Genomic DNA, 16,574 nt, shown 5'->3' with positions numbered 1-16,574 from the left:
ATCCTCATGCGAAGATATGTGTTATCCGGTATTAGCTCCGGTTTCCCGGAGTTATCCCCGTCTCAAGGGCAGGTTGCCCACGTGTTACTCACCCGTCCGCCGCTAAGTTTTGAAAAGCAAGCTTTTCAAAACTCCGCTCGACTTGCATGTATTAGGCACGCCGCCAGCGTTCGTCCTGAGCCAGGATCAAACTCTCCATAGAAAGTTTGGTTTCATCTTTCGATGTCCATAGCTTTTTGTTTCTAATAAGAAACGTTGTTTTAAAAATAAAATAGAATTAACGTTGACGTATTTTGTTCAGTTTTCAAAGGTCAATCATTTCATTTATCGTTAACAGCGACTTTTACATCTTATCACTTATTTCAAAGTGTGTCAACAACTTTTTTTAAATAAATTTTAACTCGATTTCCGTTTTGTGCTACCGTAGCAGCGACAAGTAATACTATACCAAGATAAAAAAGAATCGTCAACAGTTATTTTCATTTTTTTATATCTTTTTAGAAATAAGGTAGGGTCTTCTTGCTGGATGCTAGAAGACCCTATCTATATTATCTTGTTGTATAGTATCTGTGATATATATTTTTCCCTTTTGTTTCTTCTTCATAAATAAAGACAAGCTCTTTCTCAACAAGGAAATCTAGTACAATTCCTAAGTCAATACTATAAGGCGCTATCTCTTCCTCTGTCATAAGCTGCTGAAATGTCCACGGTTCCTGTTTTTGCTTCATTACAGATAAAAGATGTTTTGAGCCTAAATCAATGCGCTGATTTAATAAAAACTCACTCGCTAAGAAAAGCAGTTCAAGACGTTTTTCAATTCCCTCTTTGCTTTCTACAAGCTCCTCGTACAATTTATAAACCTCAGGCTCAAGTTTCTTCACTTGACTCCATACCGTTACTTCTGGGTGAAATCCATGCTCTAGAACTGACAGACGAGCTAAATGATGCAAAGCGTGAACCATATGATTAAAGGAATCTAAATGATTACCGCTTGTAAAAAAAGCTTTTCCTTCTATAAACCGACGAATAAGCTTCGCGAACTCAATTCCTATTTTCTTATAGCGGTCATGGTAAGGAAATTCATCAAGCTGCTTTTTTAAAGTTTCTAAGTACTCATTTCGATCAAAAAGAATTTGCCCATTAAAAATCCAGTCTACAACTCGACGATTGCTGCCGTTTGTTAACCAATCATAAAGCTGTTCCTCTGTTACAGTATAAAGAGCAGCAGTTGTATCGTGACGATGATAGTGTTTAATAAAAAGCGGAACTTCAGCTTTTTTAACAATTACAACGAGCAATGCATCTTGATTATCTGTTACAGGTAAACTTGACTTACTCTTTTCAATAAGCAAAACCCCTAATGTATCACGATTACTTGCTCTTTCCTGATAAATTGGGCGCAGTATATCTTCCATATCATAATTCCTCCAACATTTAAATTCCGTTTCACTTTGAAGGGAACTTTGGTATTCTTCTTCTTTCGACAGCCATTGTCGAAATCCTCTTCTATTAGGCGATAATTCATGAGAAAAATGTGCCATTTCCTATGGTATGATAAGAAAAAGGGAGGGCTTTCATGGCTACTAAATATTCGAGTAAAATTAATAAAATTCGCACTTTCGCTTTAAGTCTTGTATTTATTGGTTTTATCGTTATGTATGCGGGGATTTTCTTTAGAGAATCAATGCTATTAATGACCCTTTTTATGCTTCTTGGTCTTTTATGTATTGTTGGCAGCACTGTTGTTTATTTTTGGATTGGAATGCTTTCTACTAAAGCCGTCCAAGTTGTATGCCCTGAATGCAAAAAGTATACAAAAGTATTAGGACGTGTAGACATGTGTATGTATTGTAGAGAGCCTCTTACACTTGATCCTGCCCTAGAAGGAAAAGAATTCAATGAGAAATATAATAGAAAGAAAAAAGAAAGCTGATCATTTCGTACGATCAGCTTTCGACTGTTTTTTTATCTTTTGCACATTCTGGACATGTTCCATATATCTCTAAACGATGATGACTAACTTCAAAATTCGTAATATGCGCAGCAAGCGCTTCTACTTCATTCAAAGCTGGGTAATGAAAATCAACAATTTTCCCACAATCATTACAAATAACATGATAATGCTGAGTTGTTACGTAATCAAATCGACTTGAAGAGTCGCCGTATGTTAATTCTTTAACGATTCCTGCTTCACGAAAAACGCGGAGATTGTTATAAACCGTTGCAACACTCATATTAGGAAACTTACCTTCTAATGCTTTGTAAATTTCATCTGCAGTAGGGTGAGACATAGAATTAATTAGGTACTCTAAAATCGCATGACGTTGCGGTGTAATCCGAACCCCAGTACCCTTAAGTACATCCAAAGCCTCTTTTAAATCGTCTGTTGTTGCCACCGCCATGCACCTCTCTTCTAAAAAAGTTCTTACTTTATAATGTTTATAATTAGTGTACATCTGCCAAGCTTGTTTTGTCAACTTCTGGCGTTTTGAAATCCATCGTTTCTCTTTCTATTTTATCCTACTTTTTCTTATTATACGACAAAAAAAGAGGCACAAAGCATTTCATGCTTTGTGCCTTCCACCATTATTTACCTGAGGAGGTATTCTTCATGTTTTTATTATATGAAGAAATCTCTCATTTGTTCATAGACAAATGCCGATTTTATAGAAGGTTTTCTCTATTTAATCCTTTTAATTCTTCTAATACAAATTCGCCATCTTTACGAATTAAAACATCATCAAAGTAAATCTCACCTCCGCCGTACTCAGGTCGCTGGATAAGAACCATATCCCAGTGAATTGCTGAACGGTTTCCATTGTCCGCTTCTTCGTAGGCTTCTCCTGGAGTAAAATGAAGACTTCCACCAATTTTCTCATCGAATAAAATATCTCCCATTGGCTCTTGAATAAGAGGATGAACGCCAATGGCGAATTCTCCAATATAACGAGATCCTTCGTCTGTATCTAAAATGTCATTCAGTTTCTCTGTTTTATCCGCTTCTGCTTTCACAATTTTTCCGTTTTCAAATGTAAGTGAGACATCTGTAAACGTTGTTCCACGGTATGGGCAAGGTGTATTGAATGTAATTGTTCCATTAACAGAGTCTTTGATAGGAGCTGTAAAGACTTCCCCATCTGGCACATTTGCTTCTCCAGCACACATAATTGCTTCTATTCCTTTAATTGAAAAAGATAGATCAGTCCCTTTGCCAACTAATCGTACTCTATCCGTTCTTTCCATTAACTCTTTTAAAGGTTTCATGGCTTCATACATCTTACTGTAGTCAATTGTACAAACATCAAGTAAATAATCTTCAAAGCGTGATGTGCTCATACCTGCTTTTTGAGCGAGCGCTTTTGTTGGATAATTTAAAAGCGTCCATCTTCTATTGTTTATGTAAAATTGTTGAACAGGCCTCATTACCTCTCCACGAATTCGATGTTTCTCAGAAGGTACTTCCGCTAATTCTGCATCGTTCTCTTCTCCAATAACAGCAATGACACAGTCCACATCTTTATATTTTTGCATTTCCCAAGCAGCACTTGTTTCAAGCTGTGTTTTTTCATATCCCATTGCAATATGTTTTGAAATCTCATCATCTAAAATATCCACATAAGGGTAAGCACCAGCTTTATAAATCTCATCAATTAATTCCAGAACAAGTGGGCGTGCAATAAGATGTGCTTTAATTAATACCCTCTCTCCTTCTTTCACCTTAATAGAATGATGTGTTAGCAAACTTGCTAATGTGCTAATGCGTGAATCTCTCATCTTAAACTCCCCCTTTACGTTTCCATATTAATGTAACATACTTAGAATCGCTTGAAAAAGAAAAGCCCTCTTAATGAGCAAGAGGGCGTTACTCATGAAGATATTGTTTTAGTAGAACTCGTCGTCTTCTCTATATAGGAGCCATATTTCTTGTTCCACTTTTTCACTGACAAAATCGCAATACTTATCGTTACAATTGATAACAAACCTAAACTCGGCCAAAAGTAAGGAGAAACATATCCCTGTTTATATGCTAGACCAATTGGTGAGAACACAAGATAAAAAGCGAACACAAATCCGATCAAAACAACAGAAGTAAATAAGGAGTATTTCCATGGTTTCATATCAACTTTAGGTTTTGGTGTGAACTTCCATGCTTCTTTCCTCGGTGATATTCGGCTTATAGCAAGCATTATCACAATCTCTGTAAAGAACAGGATGCCATAAACATGAATGTAATTAATATTAATAGGAATACCAAACAATTGATTCATTCCCCAAATCAACATGTAGTATGTGACAACATGAAAAATAATCACAACTTTCGCAGCTAAAGCAGGAACTTTTCGCGCAAAAATTCCAACAAGAACAACAGCAATGATCGGAATATTAAAGAAACCTGTAAAACGACGGATTAACTCCCAAAGACCGTCTGGAGCATACATTAACAAGGGGGCAATACAAAAGCTTGCAATTGCTAAAATACCGCTAAACCATTTGCTTAAATCTAAAAGCTTTCGATCGGACAAAGTTGGCTTTAATGGCTGAATAACATCTAGCGCAAACATTGTTGCTGCTGAGTTAATTAAGGCATTAAAGGTACTGAATACGGCACCGAGAAGTACAACAAGAAAGAATCCTTGTAAATACCAAGGTAGCGTATTAGCTACAAGTGTTGGAAAAGCAAGGTCAACGGATTGCAATCCACCTCCATACATATGAAAGGCAATAATTCCCGGGACCATCATGAATATAGGAACAAGCAGTTTAAAAAAGCCTGTATATAATACGCCTTTTTGTCCTTCTGCTAAATTGGCTGCACCAAGCGTACGCTGAATTGCATATTGATTTGTTCCCCAATAAAAAAGATTTGCCCAGATCATCCCGGTGAAAATCGTTAGAAACGGAACAGAGTCTGTACTTGATCCAACTGCATTAAGTTTTTCTGTATGATTTGTTGAAACAATACGAGCTCCCTCACCTATACTTCCATCTCCAAGCTGATAGAGACCAATAACCGGTATGAGTGTACATACAATAATAAGACCAACGCCAATAAATGTATCTGATACCGCGATAGCTTTCATTCCGCCAAATATCGCAAAAACAGCGCCAAACAGGCCAATAATCCATACCATAACCCAGATAGACTGCGTATATGAGATATCAAGTAGAGCGGGAACATCAAACATTTTCAATACGGCAAGAGCCCCGGAGTATAGAGTAGATGGAATTGTGACAAGCACATACCCAAGCATAAATAAAAGAACAACAAGGCGTCTTACTCCTTCATCATAGCGATCTCTCAGAAATTGAGGCAGCGTTGTAAAAGCTCCTCCAAGATAACGTGGAAGAAGAAGCAAAGCCATAATAACAATAGGAAAAACAGCTGTGACTTCCCATGCCATGTTCGTCATGTTTGTTCCATATGATTGACCGTTTAATCCAACCATTTGCTCTGCTGACAAGTTCGTTAAAATAAGAGCCCCAGCAATAAACCCTCCTGTCATTCCTCTACCAGCTAGAAAGTAACCTTCTGTAGTTGAATTTGATCCTTTTGTTTTCTTATACGTCCATATTCCTAAAAGGAGGACAAAAAATAGGCAAGACAATAAAGTAAATAACATATTTTGATTCTCCATATCTCCCCTGCTCCCTGTCGCTTAATTTTTATTTTTTAATAGGTTTTACGTCGTCAGCAATCATAACTCCAGGGGAAGCTGTGGCTTTTGTAGCTTGTTCTTCATGTTTTTCTAATTGTAGGTGTGGGAAAAGAAGTTCAGCTACACGGTACGATTCCTCTAAGTGTGGATAGCCTGACAAAATAAATGTATCAATCCCAGCTTCCTCGTATTCCTTCATACGCTCTGCCACTGTTTTAGCATCTCCAACAAGCGCTGTACCAGCACCAGCCCGGACAAGACCTACGCCACTCCAAAGGTTAGGACGAATTTCAAGGTCATTTCGATCTCCACTGTAAAGAGCAAGCATACGACGTTGTCCCTCTGAATCATGACGTCCCATTTCTTGGCGGGCTTTTTCAATAAGCTCCTCATCAACATATTGAATAAGTTCATTTGCTGATTTCCATGCTTCATCTGCTGTCTCACGCACAATCATATGAAGACGAATCCCAAACTTAACGGTTCTTCCTTGCTCCGCTGCTAGAGCTTTCACTTTTTCTACTTTTTCTCTCACATGTTCAACAGGCTCTCCCCAAGTTAAATAAACATCTGCAAACTTTGCAGCGATAGGAAGCGCTTTGCTTGATGATCCTCCAAAGTAAATCGGAGGATAAGGAGATTGAATAGGTGGATAAACAAGTCTACCTCCGTTAATTGTAATATGCTCTCCTGAAAAGTCTGATTTCCCGTCTCTCATTAAAGATGTCCAAATATGCAGAAACTCTCGTGTTAGTTCATATCGCTCTTCATGCTTCACTTGAAGCGCATCTCCAATTTGTTCAGAAGGATTTCCGCCTGACACAATGTTAATTAAAAGACGGCCGTTCGAAAATCGATCAAATGTCGCAGCCATTCGGGCTGCAACAGCTGGCGACATAAGGCCTGGTCTCAAAGCAACTAAAAATTTCATCCTAGATGTTTCACTGAGCAAGGAAGAGGCTGTTACCCATGCATCTTCACAAGATCTCCCTGTTGGCAGCAATGCTCCATGATAGCCAAGTGTATCAATAGCTCGTGCAAGCTGTTTCAAATAATCGAAGCTCGTCTCACGGCCACCTTTTGCTGTTCCTAAATAGCGACCGTCTCCTGATGTTGGAATGAACCAAAACACTTTCATCTCCCTATTTCCCCCCTACCTCTTTGTTTACAGAAAATAAGAAAGCCCATTCTTAATATGCAAAATGGATGCAGATGAAGAAGTGAGCTTTAGCATTGATGAAGATATATCCACTTATATTAACGAAATATTAACACTATTCAAACTATATATCAATTTCAAACTTGTTTAAAGAAAAATAAAAAACCGCTGATTCACAGCGGTTTTCATTTTTTATTGCTCTTTAATAAATTGAAGGGCTTCTTCAACATGGCCTGCAACACGGACTCTGCGCCATTCTTTTAAAAGCTCCCCATCTTTGTTAATAACAAACGTAGAGCGTTCAATTCCCATATATTCTTTACCAAAGTTTTTCTTTAACTTCCATACGTCATAAAGTTCAGCAACTTTATGTTCCTCATCTGCTAGAAGTAAAAATGGAAGATCATGCTTATCAATAAATTTCTGATGACGTGCAACTGGATCAGGACTAATACCTAAAATTACAGCATCAAGCTCTTTAAAACTTTCATGCTGATCACGGAAATCGCAAGCTTCTGTTGTGCATCCTGGAGTCATATCTTTTGGGTAAAAATAAAGAACAACGAATTTCCCTTCGAAATCAGAAAGCTTAACTTCTTCTCCAGTATTTGAAGGTAGTGAAAACTCAGGTGCTTTTTCTCCTAAATTTAATGTCATAAAAAAAGACCTCCTAAACTTATTTTTTATACTATAGCATACTTCGGTTAGTTTCCTGCTCCTCTATACCTTTTTACTCCTGTATTCCATAAAACAATAGACAAAATAAAGAAAGCTAAACCAACAACAGGCGTTAAAAACGAATACCAATACCATTCTTCTCGTTTTAAAAAGTATGCAGCGGGATAAACACCAACAAATGCAAACGGCAAAATCCATGTAAGTATGTAACGAATAACGTTGTTATAAATATCTACAGGATAACGCCCGTAGTTTCCAATATTATACATAGTTGGCATAATGGACGTTCTAGCATCAGACCAGAATCCAATTGTAGCTAATGAAATAAAGATACCTCCATAAACAAGAGCTCCCCCAATGACAAATAGCAGAAATATCAATGGATCATACCAATGAAACGGAAGATCAAGAAGCGATCCTGCATAAATCATAACCGCTAAACCTGTTACAGCTCCAAAGAGAGACTCAAGCTCAATGCGTTCTAATATAACTTGAAAAAGGCTATGAATAGGTCTTGTTAAAATCCGATCCATTTCTCCTTTTACAATGTATCGTTCATTGAAGTCCCAAATGTTGAAAAAGGTAGAGAAAATAGCAAATGGGACAAGGAAAAATCCGTATATAAAAATAATTTCATCTCTTGACCACCCATGTAAAAACTGTGTATGACCAAACACAACAAGAATAAATACTAAGTTAACGGCTTGAAACAGCAAATCAGATAAAATTTCAACGACCAAATCCGAGCGATATTGAAGCCTTGTTTTCATATATTGACCGATATATTGAAAAAATATTGAGAAGTAAAACATTTTCTCTACCCTCCTTGAATGACGAGACGCTTACGAGCGGCCCACCATATTAAAGAAATTGGAATTAATAAAACAACAGACCAAAGCGCTTGAAATAGCAATCCTTGATAAACGTCTGCTCCTTTGAATCCATTCGTGAAAATCATGCTCGGAATATAGCTAATCCCTTGAAAAGGCAAGTACCCCATAATATTTTGTGCCCATATAGGATAAAAGCTGATTGGTAAAAGTAATCCTGAAAATAAGTCGATAACAACTCGTTTCGCTCGAATTAATCCATCGTTGTTAAATAAAAAGAACGTAGTGATTCCAGTAAGCAAGTTAATTTGCATATTGATAAAAAAGCTAAATACGAGTGAAAGCAAGAAAAGGCCCCATGTTACTGGACTCGCTGAAAATTCAATTGGAAAGATAAAATAAACGATAATAAGACCTGGAATAGAAAAGAAGAAAAAACGAAAAAGACCTTCACCAAGCCCTTGCATTGTTTTCATACCAAGATAACTATATGGACGAATAAGTTCTACTGCTACTTTTCCTTCCTTAATCTCTGTTGCCATCTCGCGATCAATATTATTAAAATAGAAAGCTCTTGCCATCCATGAAACAGCTACATATGTTACCATCTGCGTAATCGATAATCCTTCAATATTTCCTTTTCCACCATAAATCGCAGACCAAAGAAAATAATAGGCCCCAATATTGATTCCATAAATTAAAATTCCACTATAGTAGTTTGTTCTGTAAGCAAGCATCATCAAAAAGCGGATGCGAATCATTTCAATATACTTATCCACTCACAACACCTTCTTCATAAATGTTGCGAATAATTTCTTCTGTAGAGATTTTTTCAATGCTCATATCTTGAATCCGGTATGCCCCAACTGTTCTACCAATGAGCTCTGACATAATATCTTGATCTGTACCAACATGGGCAACATATACGTCTGGGTGATCACCACTAAACCAAGATACATCAAGGTCTTTCGTTAGTTTAATTAAATCAGCATGAAGCGGTGGTATTGTAAATTGGAACGAAATTTGCTTTTGCTCGCCCCAATTTGTACGCAGCTTGTCTAGAAGACCATCATAAATGACTTTTCCTTCATCAAGCATAATAACGCGCTCACAAAGTGCCTCAATGTCAGCTAAATCATGAGTGGTAAGCAAAATCGTTGTTTTATGTTTTTCGTTAATTTCTTTAAGAAACTTACGAATCTTTAATTTTACAAGTACGTCCAATCCAATTGTTGGTTCATCTAGAAAGAGCAATGGTGGATTATGAATAAGTGCAGCTGCAAGCTCACAGCGCATACGTTGACCAAGGGAAAGCTTTCGGACTGGCTTGTCTAAAAGTGGTCCAATATCAAGTGTTTCAATAACATGGTTCATATGCTCGTTATAATCTTCGTCAGACACTTTGTATACTTTTTTCAAGAGACGAAAAGATTCCTGAACCGCAATGTCCCACCAAAGCTGCGAACGTTGCCCGAATACAACCCCAATCGTTTGAGCAAATTTCTCTCTTTCTTTATGTGGATTCATTCCATTTACACGCACATGTCCACTTGTTGGGGTTAAGATGCCTGTTAGCATTTTTATTGTTGTTGATTTCCCTGCGCCATTTTCTCCAATATAACCAACCATCTCTCCTTGCTTGATTGACATTGATACATTATCAACAGCAGGAACAATCTTATATTGCCGAGTAAAAAGATCACGAAAAGCTCCTTTTAATCCTGAACGGTTTGCGTATGCTTTAAATTCCTTACGCAATCCTTTTACTTCAATAATTTCCTTCATCTTCACTCCTCCATCTCTTTTTACTATTTACCATACGTTAGTGTAACCAATAAGACGCATCTACACAAATGGTAAGATTGCTTCCTCTAGTACATAAAGGCAAAAGTTTGCTAGAATAGAAAAAGAAACTTTAATGCTCTAGGAGGCATCATTTATGAGATTTACAAATTCTGAAAAATTACATAGCGAAGCGCTTGAACATATTGTAGGGGGCGTAAATAGTCCTTCTCGCTCATATAAAGGAGTTGGCGGCGGTACTCCCGTTGCTATGAAGCGCGGACAAGGAGCTTACTTTTGGGATGTTGATGACAATCAATACATTGACTACCTTGCAGCGTACGGACCGATTATAACAGGTCATGCACATCCTCATATTACAAAAGCTATTACAGAAGCTGCTGAAAATGGCGTTTTATATGGAACACCAACAGCACATGAAGTGAAATTTGCGAAAATGTTAAAAAATGCGATGCCGAATTTAGATAAAGTACGCTTCGTAAACTCTGGCACAGAAGCCGTAATGACGACAATTCGCGTTGCTCGTGCTTATACTGGACGTGACAAAATCATTAAATTTGCTGGCTGCTATCACGGTCACTCTGACCTTGTCCTTGTTGCAGCGGGTTCTGGTCCTTCAACACTTGGAACACCTGATTCTGCTGGAGTTCCAAAAAGTATTGCAAAAGAAGTTATTACCGTTCCATTTAACGATATTGAACCGTTTAAAGAAGCCCTTGCAAAATGGGGAGACGAAATCGCCGGTGTTCTCGTAGAACCAATTGTTGGGAACTTTGGAATTGTAGAACCAAAAGAAGGCTTCCTACAAGCTGTAAATGATCTTGCTCATGAAGCTGGAGCGCTTGTTATTTATGATGAGGTTATCACAGCATTCCGCTTTATGTATGGAGGAGCTCAAGATTTACTTGGAGTCAAACCAGACTTAACTGCTCTAGGGAAAATTATTGGAGGCGGACTTCCAATCGGGGCTTATGGCGGTCGTCAAGATATTATGGAAAAAGTAGCACCGCTTGGACCTGCTTATCAAGCAGGCACAATGGCAGGTAATCCAGCTTCTATCCTATCTGGAATTGCTTGTCTAGAAATACTGCAAGAAGAAGGCGTCTACGAACGTCTTGATCAATTAGGTGAGATGCTTGAAGAAGGAATTGCCGCGCACGCTAAAACATACAATGTTCCTATTACGATCAACCGTTTAAAAGGTGCTCTTACAGTGTACTTTACAAATGAAACTGTAGTGAACTATGAACAAGCCGAGAATACAGACGGAGAGATGTTTGCAAAATTCTTTAAGCTTATGCTAAATGAAGGCATTAATCTTGCTCCTTCTAAATATGAAGCATGGTTTTTAACAATAGCTCACACAGAAGAAGATATTACAAAAACGTTAATAGCAGTTGAAAAAGCTTTCAGTCAACTGTAAGTAAATAACCGAAAACACCTCTAGAAACCTTTCTAGAGGTGTTTTTTTATCATCGTCTAAAAATGGTGTTTTTTGTTGAAGATTTTCTCTTGATATCCTCTTCTAAACCTTGTATAGTAGGTTATTGTTTAGCAATTACTAAAAGAAAAAATTATTTTCTAAAAGCTATAGAGCGCTCCTTCTTCTCTATTTAGCAAGGAAATACTGACTGTTTATTAAAGATAATAAAAGTCAGACTTTCTTTTTTTACCAAATGATTTATAATGTGGTTTCAGAGAAAAACTTTATTACGAAGGGAATGTCATTAACTCTCACCATGAAACTTGGTGCTCGTATTTTCAAAACAGGAATTGCAATTACGCTTGCCTTATTTTTAGCAGAGCTTCTTGGGCTATCAGCGCCTGCATTTGCGGGAATTGCGGCTATTTTTGCAATTCAACCATCTATTTATCGCTCTTATTTAACGGTTTTAGACCAGCTTCAAGGAAACATTATCGGAGCTTTAGTAGCGGTTATCTTTTCTCTTACACTAGGGAATCATCCCGTTGTAATTGGATTGACGGCTATTCTAGTTATTACAATCAACTTGCGTCTAAAATCCCAAAATATTATTCCGCTTTCCCTAGTAACGGTTATTGCGATCATGGAAAGCACAACGATTGAATCAACAGATTATGCTTTGCTTAGATTTAGTACTGTCATGCTCGGAGTATTATCAGCCTTTATCGTAAATTTTATTTTTCTACCACCTAAATATGAGACAAAACTTTATTATAAGTTGACACACATAACAGAAGACATTATTAAATGGATTCGAATGACCTTAAGAGAAGCTTCCGCATATACACTGTTAAAAGAAGATATTGAAAAAATTGAGGATCGCCTTAAACAAACTGAACAAACATTTGATTTTTATAAAGAAGAACGAAAATACTCTAAGAAAAATGCTCATGTAAAATCTCGTAAACTTGTTCTATTTCGTCAAATGTTGCTTACAACAAAAAGGGCATTAACAACGCTACGTTTGCTGCATAGACTTGGCAATGATATTCATCATATGCCAGAGAAATTTCAAACAGTGTTAAAAGAGCAAACAGAGTACATTTTAAGCTACCATGAACAAACTCTTTTAAAATTCATTGGAAAAGTTCGTGCTCAGCAGCCGCATAAAGCGATTGATCCTTCTTGTACAGGGAAACGTGGACTTATTGATACATTTATGAAATATAAACTTCTTGAAGATGAAGATGAAAATAAAATGCTGTATAATCTTTTTCCCCTCATTTCTTCTATCATTGAATATGGAGAAGAAGTTGAACATCTTGATTTGCTTATCGATAGCTTTCAAAGCTATCATACAACAGAAAACTCTTTTGAGATTAGCGGTGAAGAAGAAAATTAAAAAGCACGTGTCAGCTGACACGTGCTTTTTTAGTTTTTCATTCTTGGGTCAAGTGCATCTCGCAATCCATCTCCAAGTAAATTGAACCCTAAAACAACAAGCATGATAGCTACTCCTGGAAAAATCATTGTCCAAGGAGCTTGCATTAAGTATTGCTTAGAATCCGCTAGCATCCTCCCCCATTCCGCATTCGGAGGCTGTGTCCCGAGTCCTAAAAAGCCAAGCGCGGCTGCCTCAATAATAGCTGTTGCAACTGCAAGCGTCCCTTGTACAATAATAGGCGTAATGCTATTTGGTAACACATGATGAAATAAAATGCGGTGATCTGACATACCAATCGCTTTCGCTGCTAAAATATATTCTTCTTCTTTAACACTTAACACTCTTGAACGAATTAACCTACCAAAGTTCGGGATATTAATGACAGCAATGGCAATTAACGCATTTTGTAAAGATGGACCAAGGACTGCTACAATTCCAATAGCTAATAAAATACTTGGAAAAGCAAGTAAAATATCAAATATCCGTGAGATGATAGCGTCTGCAATTCTCCCATAATAACCTGCTACAATCCCAAGAAAGCTCCCGATAATAATAGAACCCATTACAGAGAAAAAGCCAACCCAAAGTGATGTTTTTGCTCCATGCAATACGCGTGAAAATACGTCCCGCCCAAAATCGTCTGTTCCAAACCAATGCTCACTTGAAGGGGGCTGGAGTCGTTCTTGCAATTTTTGCTCATTTACCCCTTCAGGAGCAATAACAGGAGCAAATATCGCTAAGAGAATAAAAAATAGCACAATTGTGCCTCCTGCTAAAGCAAGTTTATTTTTCTTAAAACTGCGCCACCCTTCTCTAAAGACAGAAGATGTTTCTTCTACAATAGGAGGTTCAGGTGGTAAAAGGTTATTTTTCATTAATTCTGCCATTTGTTGCTCCTCCTTTACTTGTTATATTTAATCCTTGGATCAATAACTGTATACAATAAATCAACGATTAAATTTATACATACAAAGAGGAGAGCAATAATAAGAATTCCAGATTGAATCACAGGATAATCACGATATCCAATTGCTTCATAAATATAACGTCCAATTCCAGGCCAGCTAAAAATTGTTTCTGTTAAAATAGCTCCTCCAAGCAATACGCCGAACTGTAAACCAATTACCGTAAGAATCGGAATCACAGCATTTTTTAAAGAATGTCGATAAACCACCCAAAACATGCGGAGTCCTTTTGCTCTTGCAGTTCGAATAAAGTCAGAGCGCATAACTTCAAGCATACTTGAACGTGTAATACGAGCAATAATAGCCATCGGAATTGTTGCAAGCGCAACGCTCGGTAATGCTAAGTGTTTTATAACAACAGCAAATTGATCCCATTTCCCTTGAACAAGAGTATCAATTATGTATAACCCTGTTATGGAGTCAATTGGATTTCGAATATCTTCTCGACCTGCAGTAGGCAATATATCCCACTGAATTGCAAACAACCATTGTTCCATTAAACCAAGCCAAAAGATTGGCATTGATACGCCGATAAGAGCAAGAAGCATTGCACTATAATCAAACCAAGAATTTTGAAACCAAGCACTAATAATTCCTGCATTTACCCCAACGACAATAGCAATAATAATAGCAACAAGAGATAGCTCTAGCGTTGCCGTTAGATATGGCCAAAGCTCTTCACTAATAGGGTTTTTAGTCCGTAATGACTCTCCTAAATCACCTGTTAAAAGATTTCCGATATAGTGAAAATACTGGGTATACCATGGCTCATTTAAACCAAGCTCCTTCGTCAAGGAATCAATAGCTTCTTTGGTAGCAAGCTGTCCTAAAATAACTTGAGCAGGATTTCCTGGAATGGCTCGAATCATAAAAAAGACAATAAGAGATAGTCCAACTAGGACTGGAACAAGCATTAATAAACGTCGAATAATATACGTAATCACTTTACTTCTTCTCCTCCCTCTTAAATTTCAAAAAGGGAGTAAATAAATTTACTCCCTTTTTAAATTGTCTATTGTTTAATTTCAACTGTATCTAAACGATCTGATCCTGTTGGATGTGGAGCAAATCCTTCAATCGTCTTATTTCCTGCAAGAGCTGGTTTAGAATGTACAAGTGGAATCCATGGAGCATCATCTTTAATAATTTCTTGCGCTTTGTTGTATAGTTCATTGCGCTTTTCTTTATCAATTGTTGATTGTGCTTCAAGGAGCAGTTTATGGACCTCTGGATTCTTATAATACGTGTAGTTGTTGCTTCCGATTGCATCTTCATCAAGTAAAACGTAAAGGAAGTTATCTGCATCACCATTGTCTCCTGTCCAGCCTAGTAGAAAACTATCTGCTTCACCTAAGCGGGCTTTTTCTAAATACGTAGCCCATTCATACGTTTTAATATTGGCTTTTACCCCGATATCTGCAAAGTTAGATTGAACAGCTTCTGCAATTTTTTGACCATCTGGCATATATGGACGTGGCACAGGCATTGCCCATAGTTCCATCTCAAATCCATCTTCATATCCTGCTTCTTTTAATATTTCTTTTGCTTTTTTAGGATCATATGGATATGGGTCTAAATCTTTATTGTATCCTTCAACAACTGGAGGCATTGGGTTAGCTGCTACCTGTCCTTCTCCTGCATAAAATGTTTTAAGCAATGCTTCCTTATCAACTGCATAGTTCAAAGCCTGACGAACCTTTTTATCTTTTAACGGACCTCGAGTTGTTGTTAATCCAACATACGCTACGTTTAGAGACGGACGGAAAAATGTTTTTAAGTTAGGATCATTTTCGATAGATTCTACCTCACTGAAGTTTACTCCATCAATTAAATCTGCTTCCCCCGTTTTTAGCGCATTAAGACGAGATGAGTTTTCTGGAATAACCGTAAAAATCACCTCGTTTAATTTCGGACGTCCTTCGTTCCAGTAATCTTCGTTTTTTGTAACTGTAATTCGATCATTACGTTTCCACTCACCAAACTTAAATGCTCCTGTTCCAACAGGATGATCTCCAAACTTATCTCCTTGCTCTTTTAAAGCTTTTGGAGAGGCAATTGCAAATGGAGACATTGCTAAGTTTTTAAAGAATGGGGCAAGAGGACGCTTTAATTTAAATTCTACCGTGTACTCATCAGGGGTATTAATTTGCTCAATTACATCCCCAAATTGAGAATTGTAGTAGTAAAATTTCTCTTCATTTCCACTTTTCCATCTCTCAAAATTCACCTTTACAGCTTCTGAATTAAAGTCTGTACCGTCATGGAACTTAACACCTTCACGTAATTTAAGCGTATATGTTAATCCATCTTCAGATGTGCTCCACTCTGTTGCAAGACCTGGTTCAAGCTCTGTGTTCTGTTTTCCAAATAGAATTAACGTATCAAATATATTTTGAGTAACTTTAAATGACTCACCATCTGTCACAATCGCTGGGTCAAGAGAAACAGAATCACCACCGCGAGCAAATACAAGTGTGCTACCTTTCTCCCCATTTCCATCTGCTTTCTCTGAACTACTACACCCGGCAAGGGTCATCATAATTGCCAACGATAAGATGAATAACCCAAACGACCATTTCTTTCTCTTCATTTCCTTCACCTCGCATAATATTTTA

Annotated in this window: 15 protein-coding genes and 1 rRNA gene; 3 read left to right on the top strand and 13 right to left on the bottom strand. The window is 37.4% G+C overall.

All coding sequences use genetic code 11. The features are described 5' to 3' along the window. Both BM012_RS19085 and BM012_RS19080 read right to left on the bottom strand, forming a co-directional pair. Window positions 1–202, bottom strand: a 16S ribosomal RNA gene (locus BM012_RS19085); the annotation flags it as partial. 346 nt (window positions 203–548) lie between these two features. Further along, on the bottom strand, window positions 549–1,415 hold the full coding sequence (locus BM012_RS19080; RefSeq protein ID WP_061802486.1) for a nucleotidyltransferase-like protein: 867 nt from the start codon (window positions 1,413–1,415) through the stop codon (window positions 549–551). A gap of 161 nt (window positions 1,416–1,576) precedes the next feature. Between BM012_RS19080 and BM012_RS19075 the strand changes: the two genes are divergently transcribed. Continuing rightward, window positions 1,577–1,933: a YgzB family protein gene (locus tag BM012_RS19075; RefSeq protein WP_061802485.1), complete on the top strand. Its 357-nt coding sequence runs from the start codon at window positions 1,577–1,579 to the stop codon at window positions 1,931–1,933. Window positions 1,934–1,946: 13 nt separating this feature from the next. Here BM012_RS19075 and perR read toward each other — a convergent pair whose 3' ends face one another. From perR to BM012_RS19035, 8 genes are all read right to left on the bottom strand, one after another. Next, window positions 1,947–2,402, bottom strand: a complete 456-nt coding sequence (perR, locus tag BM012_RS19070) for a peroxide-responsive transcriptional repressor PerR (RefSeq protein WP_019390631.1) — start codon at window positions 2,400–2,402, stop codon at window positions 1,947–1,949. A 262-nt stretch (window positions 2,403–2,664) separates the two neighbouring features. Further along, window positions 2,665–3,774, bottom strand: a complete 1,110-nt coding sequence (locus BM012_RS19065; RefSeq protein WP_061802484.1) for an aminopeptidase — start codon at window positions 3,772–3,774, stop codon at window positions 2,665–2,667. A gap of 92 nt (window positions 3,775–3,866) precedes the next feature. After that, window positions 3,867–5,636, bottom strand: coding sequence for a solute:sodium symporter family transporter (locus tag BM012_RS19060; protein WP_061802483.1), 1,770 nt, complete (start codon window positions 5,634–5,636; stop codon window positions 3,867–3,869). A 28-nt stretch (window positions 5,637–5,664) separates the two neighbouring features. Beyond that, entirely contained in the window at window positions 5,665–6,795 is a 1,131-nt protein-coding gene (ssuD, locus tag BM012_RS19055) for an FMNH2-dependent alkanesulfonate monooxygenase (RefSeq protein WP_061802482.1), read from the bottom strand. 213 nt (window positions 6,796–7,008) lie between these two features. Next, window positions 7,009–7,473: a thioredoxin-dependent thiol peroxidase gene (gene bcp, locus BM012_RS19050; RefSeq protein WP_061802481.1), complete on the bottom strand. Its 465-nt coding sequence runs from the start codon at window positions 7,471–7,473 to the stop codon at window positions 7,009–7,011. A gap of 47 nt (window positions 7,474–7,520) precedes the next feature. Beyond that, on the bottom strand, window positions 7,521–8,306 hold the full coding sequence (locus BM012_RS19045; protein ID WP_061802480.1) for an ABC transporter permease: 786 nt from the start codon (window positions 8,304–8,306) through the stop codon (window positions 7,521–7,523). 5 nt (window positions 8,307–8,311) lie between these two features. Next, window positions 8,312–9,103, bottom strand: a complete 792-nt coding sequence (locus tag BM012_RS19040) for an ABC transporter permease (RefSeq protein ID WP_061802479.1) — start codon at window positions 9,101–9,103, stop codon at window positions 8,312–8,314. Beyond that, complete coding sequence (locus tag BM012_RS19035) at window positions 9,096–10,109, bottom strand: ABC transporter ATP-binding protein (protein WP_061802478.1); 1,014 nt, start codon at window positions 10,107–10,109, stop codon at window positions 9,096–9,098. The genes BM012_RS19040 and BM012_RS19035 overlap by 8 nt, the downstream gene beginning before the upstream one ends. 154 nt (window positions 10,110–10,263) lie before the next feature. Here BM012_RS19035 and BM012_RS19030 point away from each other — a divergent pair, with 154 nt between their 5' ends. Both BM012_RS19030 and BM012_RS19025 read left to right on the top strand, forming a co-directional pair. Beyond that, window positions 10,264–11,550, top strand: a complete 1,287-nt coding sequence (locus BM012_RS19030; protein ID WP_061802477.1) for a glutamate-1-semialdehyde 2,1-aminomutase — start codon at window positions 10,264–10,266, stop codon at window positions 11,548–11,550. A gap of 316 nt (window positions 11,551–11,866) precedes the next feature. Then, window positions 11,867–12,952, top strand: coding sequence for an FUSC family protein (locus tag BM012_RS19025; RefSeq protein ID WP_061802476.1), 1,086 nt, complete (start codon window positions 11,867–11,869; stop codon window positions 12,950–12,952). 29 nt (window positions 12,953–12,981) lie between these two features. Here BM012_RS19025 and nikC read toward each other — a convergent pair whose 3' ends face one another. The 3 genes from nikC to BM012_RS19010 all read right to left on the bottom strand — a co-directional run bounded on the left by nikC (window position 12,982) and on the right by BM012_RS19010 (window position 16,549). Further along, entirely contained in the window at window positions 12,982–13,881 is a 900-nt protein-coding gene (nikC, locus tag BM012_RS19020; protein ID WP_061802475.1) for a nickel transporter permease, read from the bottom strand. A 14-nt stretch (window positions 13,882–13,895) separates the two neighbouring features. Then, complete coding sequence (locus tag BM012_RS19015; protein WP_061802474.1) at window positions 13,896–14,903, bottom strand: ABC transporter permease; 1,008 nt, start codon at window positions 14,901–14,903, stop codon at window positions 13,896–13,898. Between the two features lie 68 nt (window positions 14,904–14,971). Continuing rightward, window positions 14,972–16,549 carry an ABC transporter substrate-binding protein gene (locus BM012_RS19010; protein ID WP_061802473.1) on the bottom strand — a complete coding sequence of 526 codons (1,578 nt, stop codon included), beginning with the start codon at window positions 16,547–16,549 and terminating at the stop codon, window positions 14,972–14,974. Between the last annotated feature and the right edge of the window lie 25 nt (window positions 16,550–16,574).

It is taken from the genome of Priestia endophytica DSM 13796 (assembly GCF_900115845.1).
GTDB classification, from domain to species: Bacteria; Bacillota; Bacilli; order Bacillales; family Bacillaceae_H; genus Bacillus_I; species Bacillus_I endophytica.
Note: the sequence above shows the minus strand (reverse complement) of the source record. Positions and strands in the feature narration are given on the sequence as shown.

Bases quoted from the DNA above. Each gene is read 5' to 3' on its own strand.
- BM012_RS19080 (WP_061802486.1), bottom strand. From the start codon at position 1,415: ATGGAAGATATACTGCGCCCAATTTATCAGGAAAGAGCAAGTAATCGT.
- BM012_RS19075 (WP_061802485.1), top strand. From the start codon at position 1,577: ATGGCTACTAAATATTCGAGTAAAATTAATAAAATTCGCACTTTCGCT.
- perR (WP_019390631.1), bottom strand. From the start codon at position 2,402: ATGGCGGTGGCAACAACAGACGATTTAAAAGAGGCTTTGGATGTACTT.
- BM012_RS19065 (WP_061802484.1), bottom strand. From the start codon at position 3,774: ATGAGAGATTCACGCATTAGCACATTAGCAAGTTTGCTAACACATCAT.
- BM012_RS19060 (WP_061802483.1), bottom strand. From the start codon at position 5,636: ATGGAGAATCAAAATATGTTATTTACTTTATTGTCTTGCCTATTTTTT.
- ssuD (WP_061802482.1), bottom strand. From the start codon at position 6,795: ATGAAAGTGTTTTGGTTCATTCCAACATCAGGAGACGGTCGCTATTTA.
- bcp (WP_061802481.1), bottom strand. From the start codon at position 7,473: ATGACATTAAATTTAGGAGAAAAAGCACCTGAGTTTTCACTACCTTCA.
- BM012_RS19045 (WP_061802480.1), bottom strand. From the start codon at position 8,306: ATGTTTTACTTCTCAATATTTTTTCAATATATCGGTCAATATATGAAA.
- BM012_RS19035 (WP_061802478.1), bottom strand. From the start codon at position 10,109: ATGAAGGAAATTATTGAAGTAAAAGGATTGCGTAAGGAATTTAAAGCA.
- BM012_RS19030 (WP_061802477.1), top strand. From the start codon at position 10,264: ATGAGATTTACAAATTCTGAAAAATTACATAGCGAAGCGCTTGAACAT.
- BM012_RS19025 (WP_061802476.1), top strand. From the start codon at position 11,867: ATGAAACTTGGTGCTCGTATTTTCAAAACAGGAATTGCAATTACGCTT.
- nikC (WP_061802475.1), bottom strand. From the start codon at position 13,881: ATGGCAGAATTAATGAAAAATAACCTTTTACCACCTGAACCTCCTATT.
- BM012_RS19010 (WP_061802473.1), bottom strand. From the start codon at position 16,549: ATGAAGAGAAAGAAATGGTCGTTTGGGTTATTCATCTTATCGTTGGCA.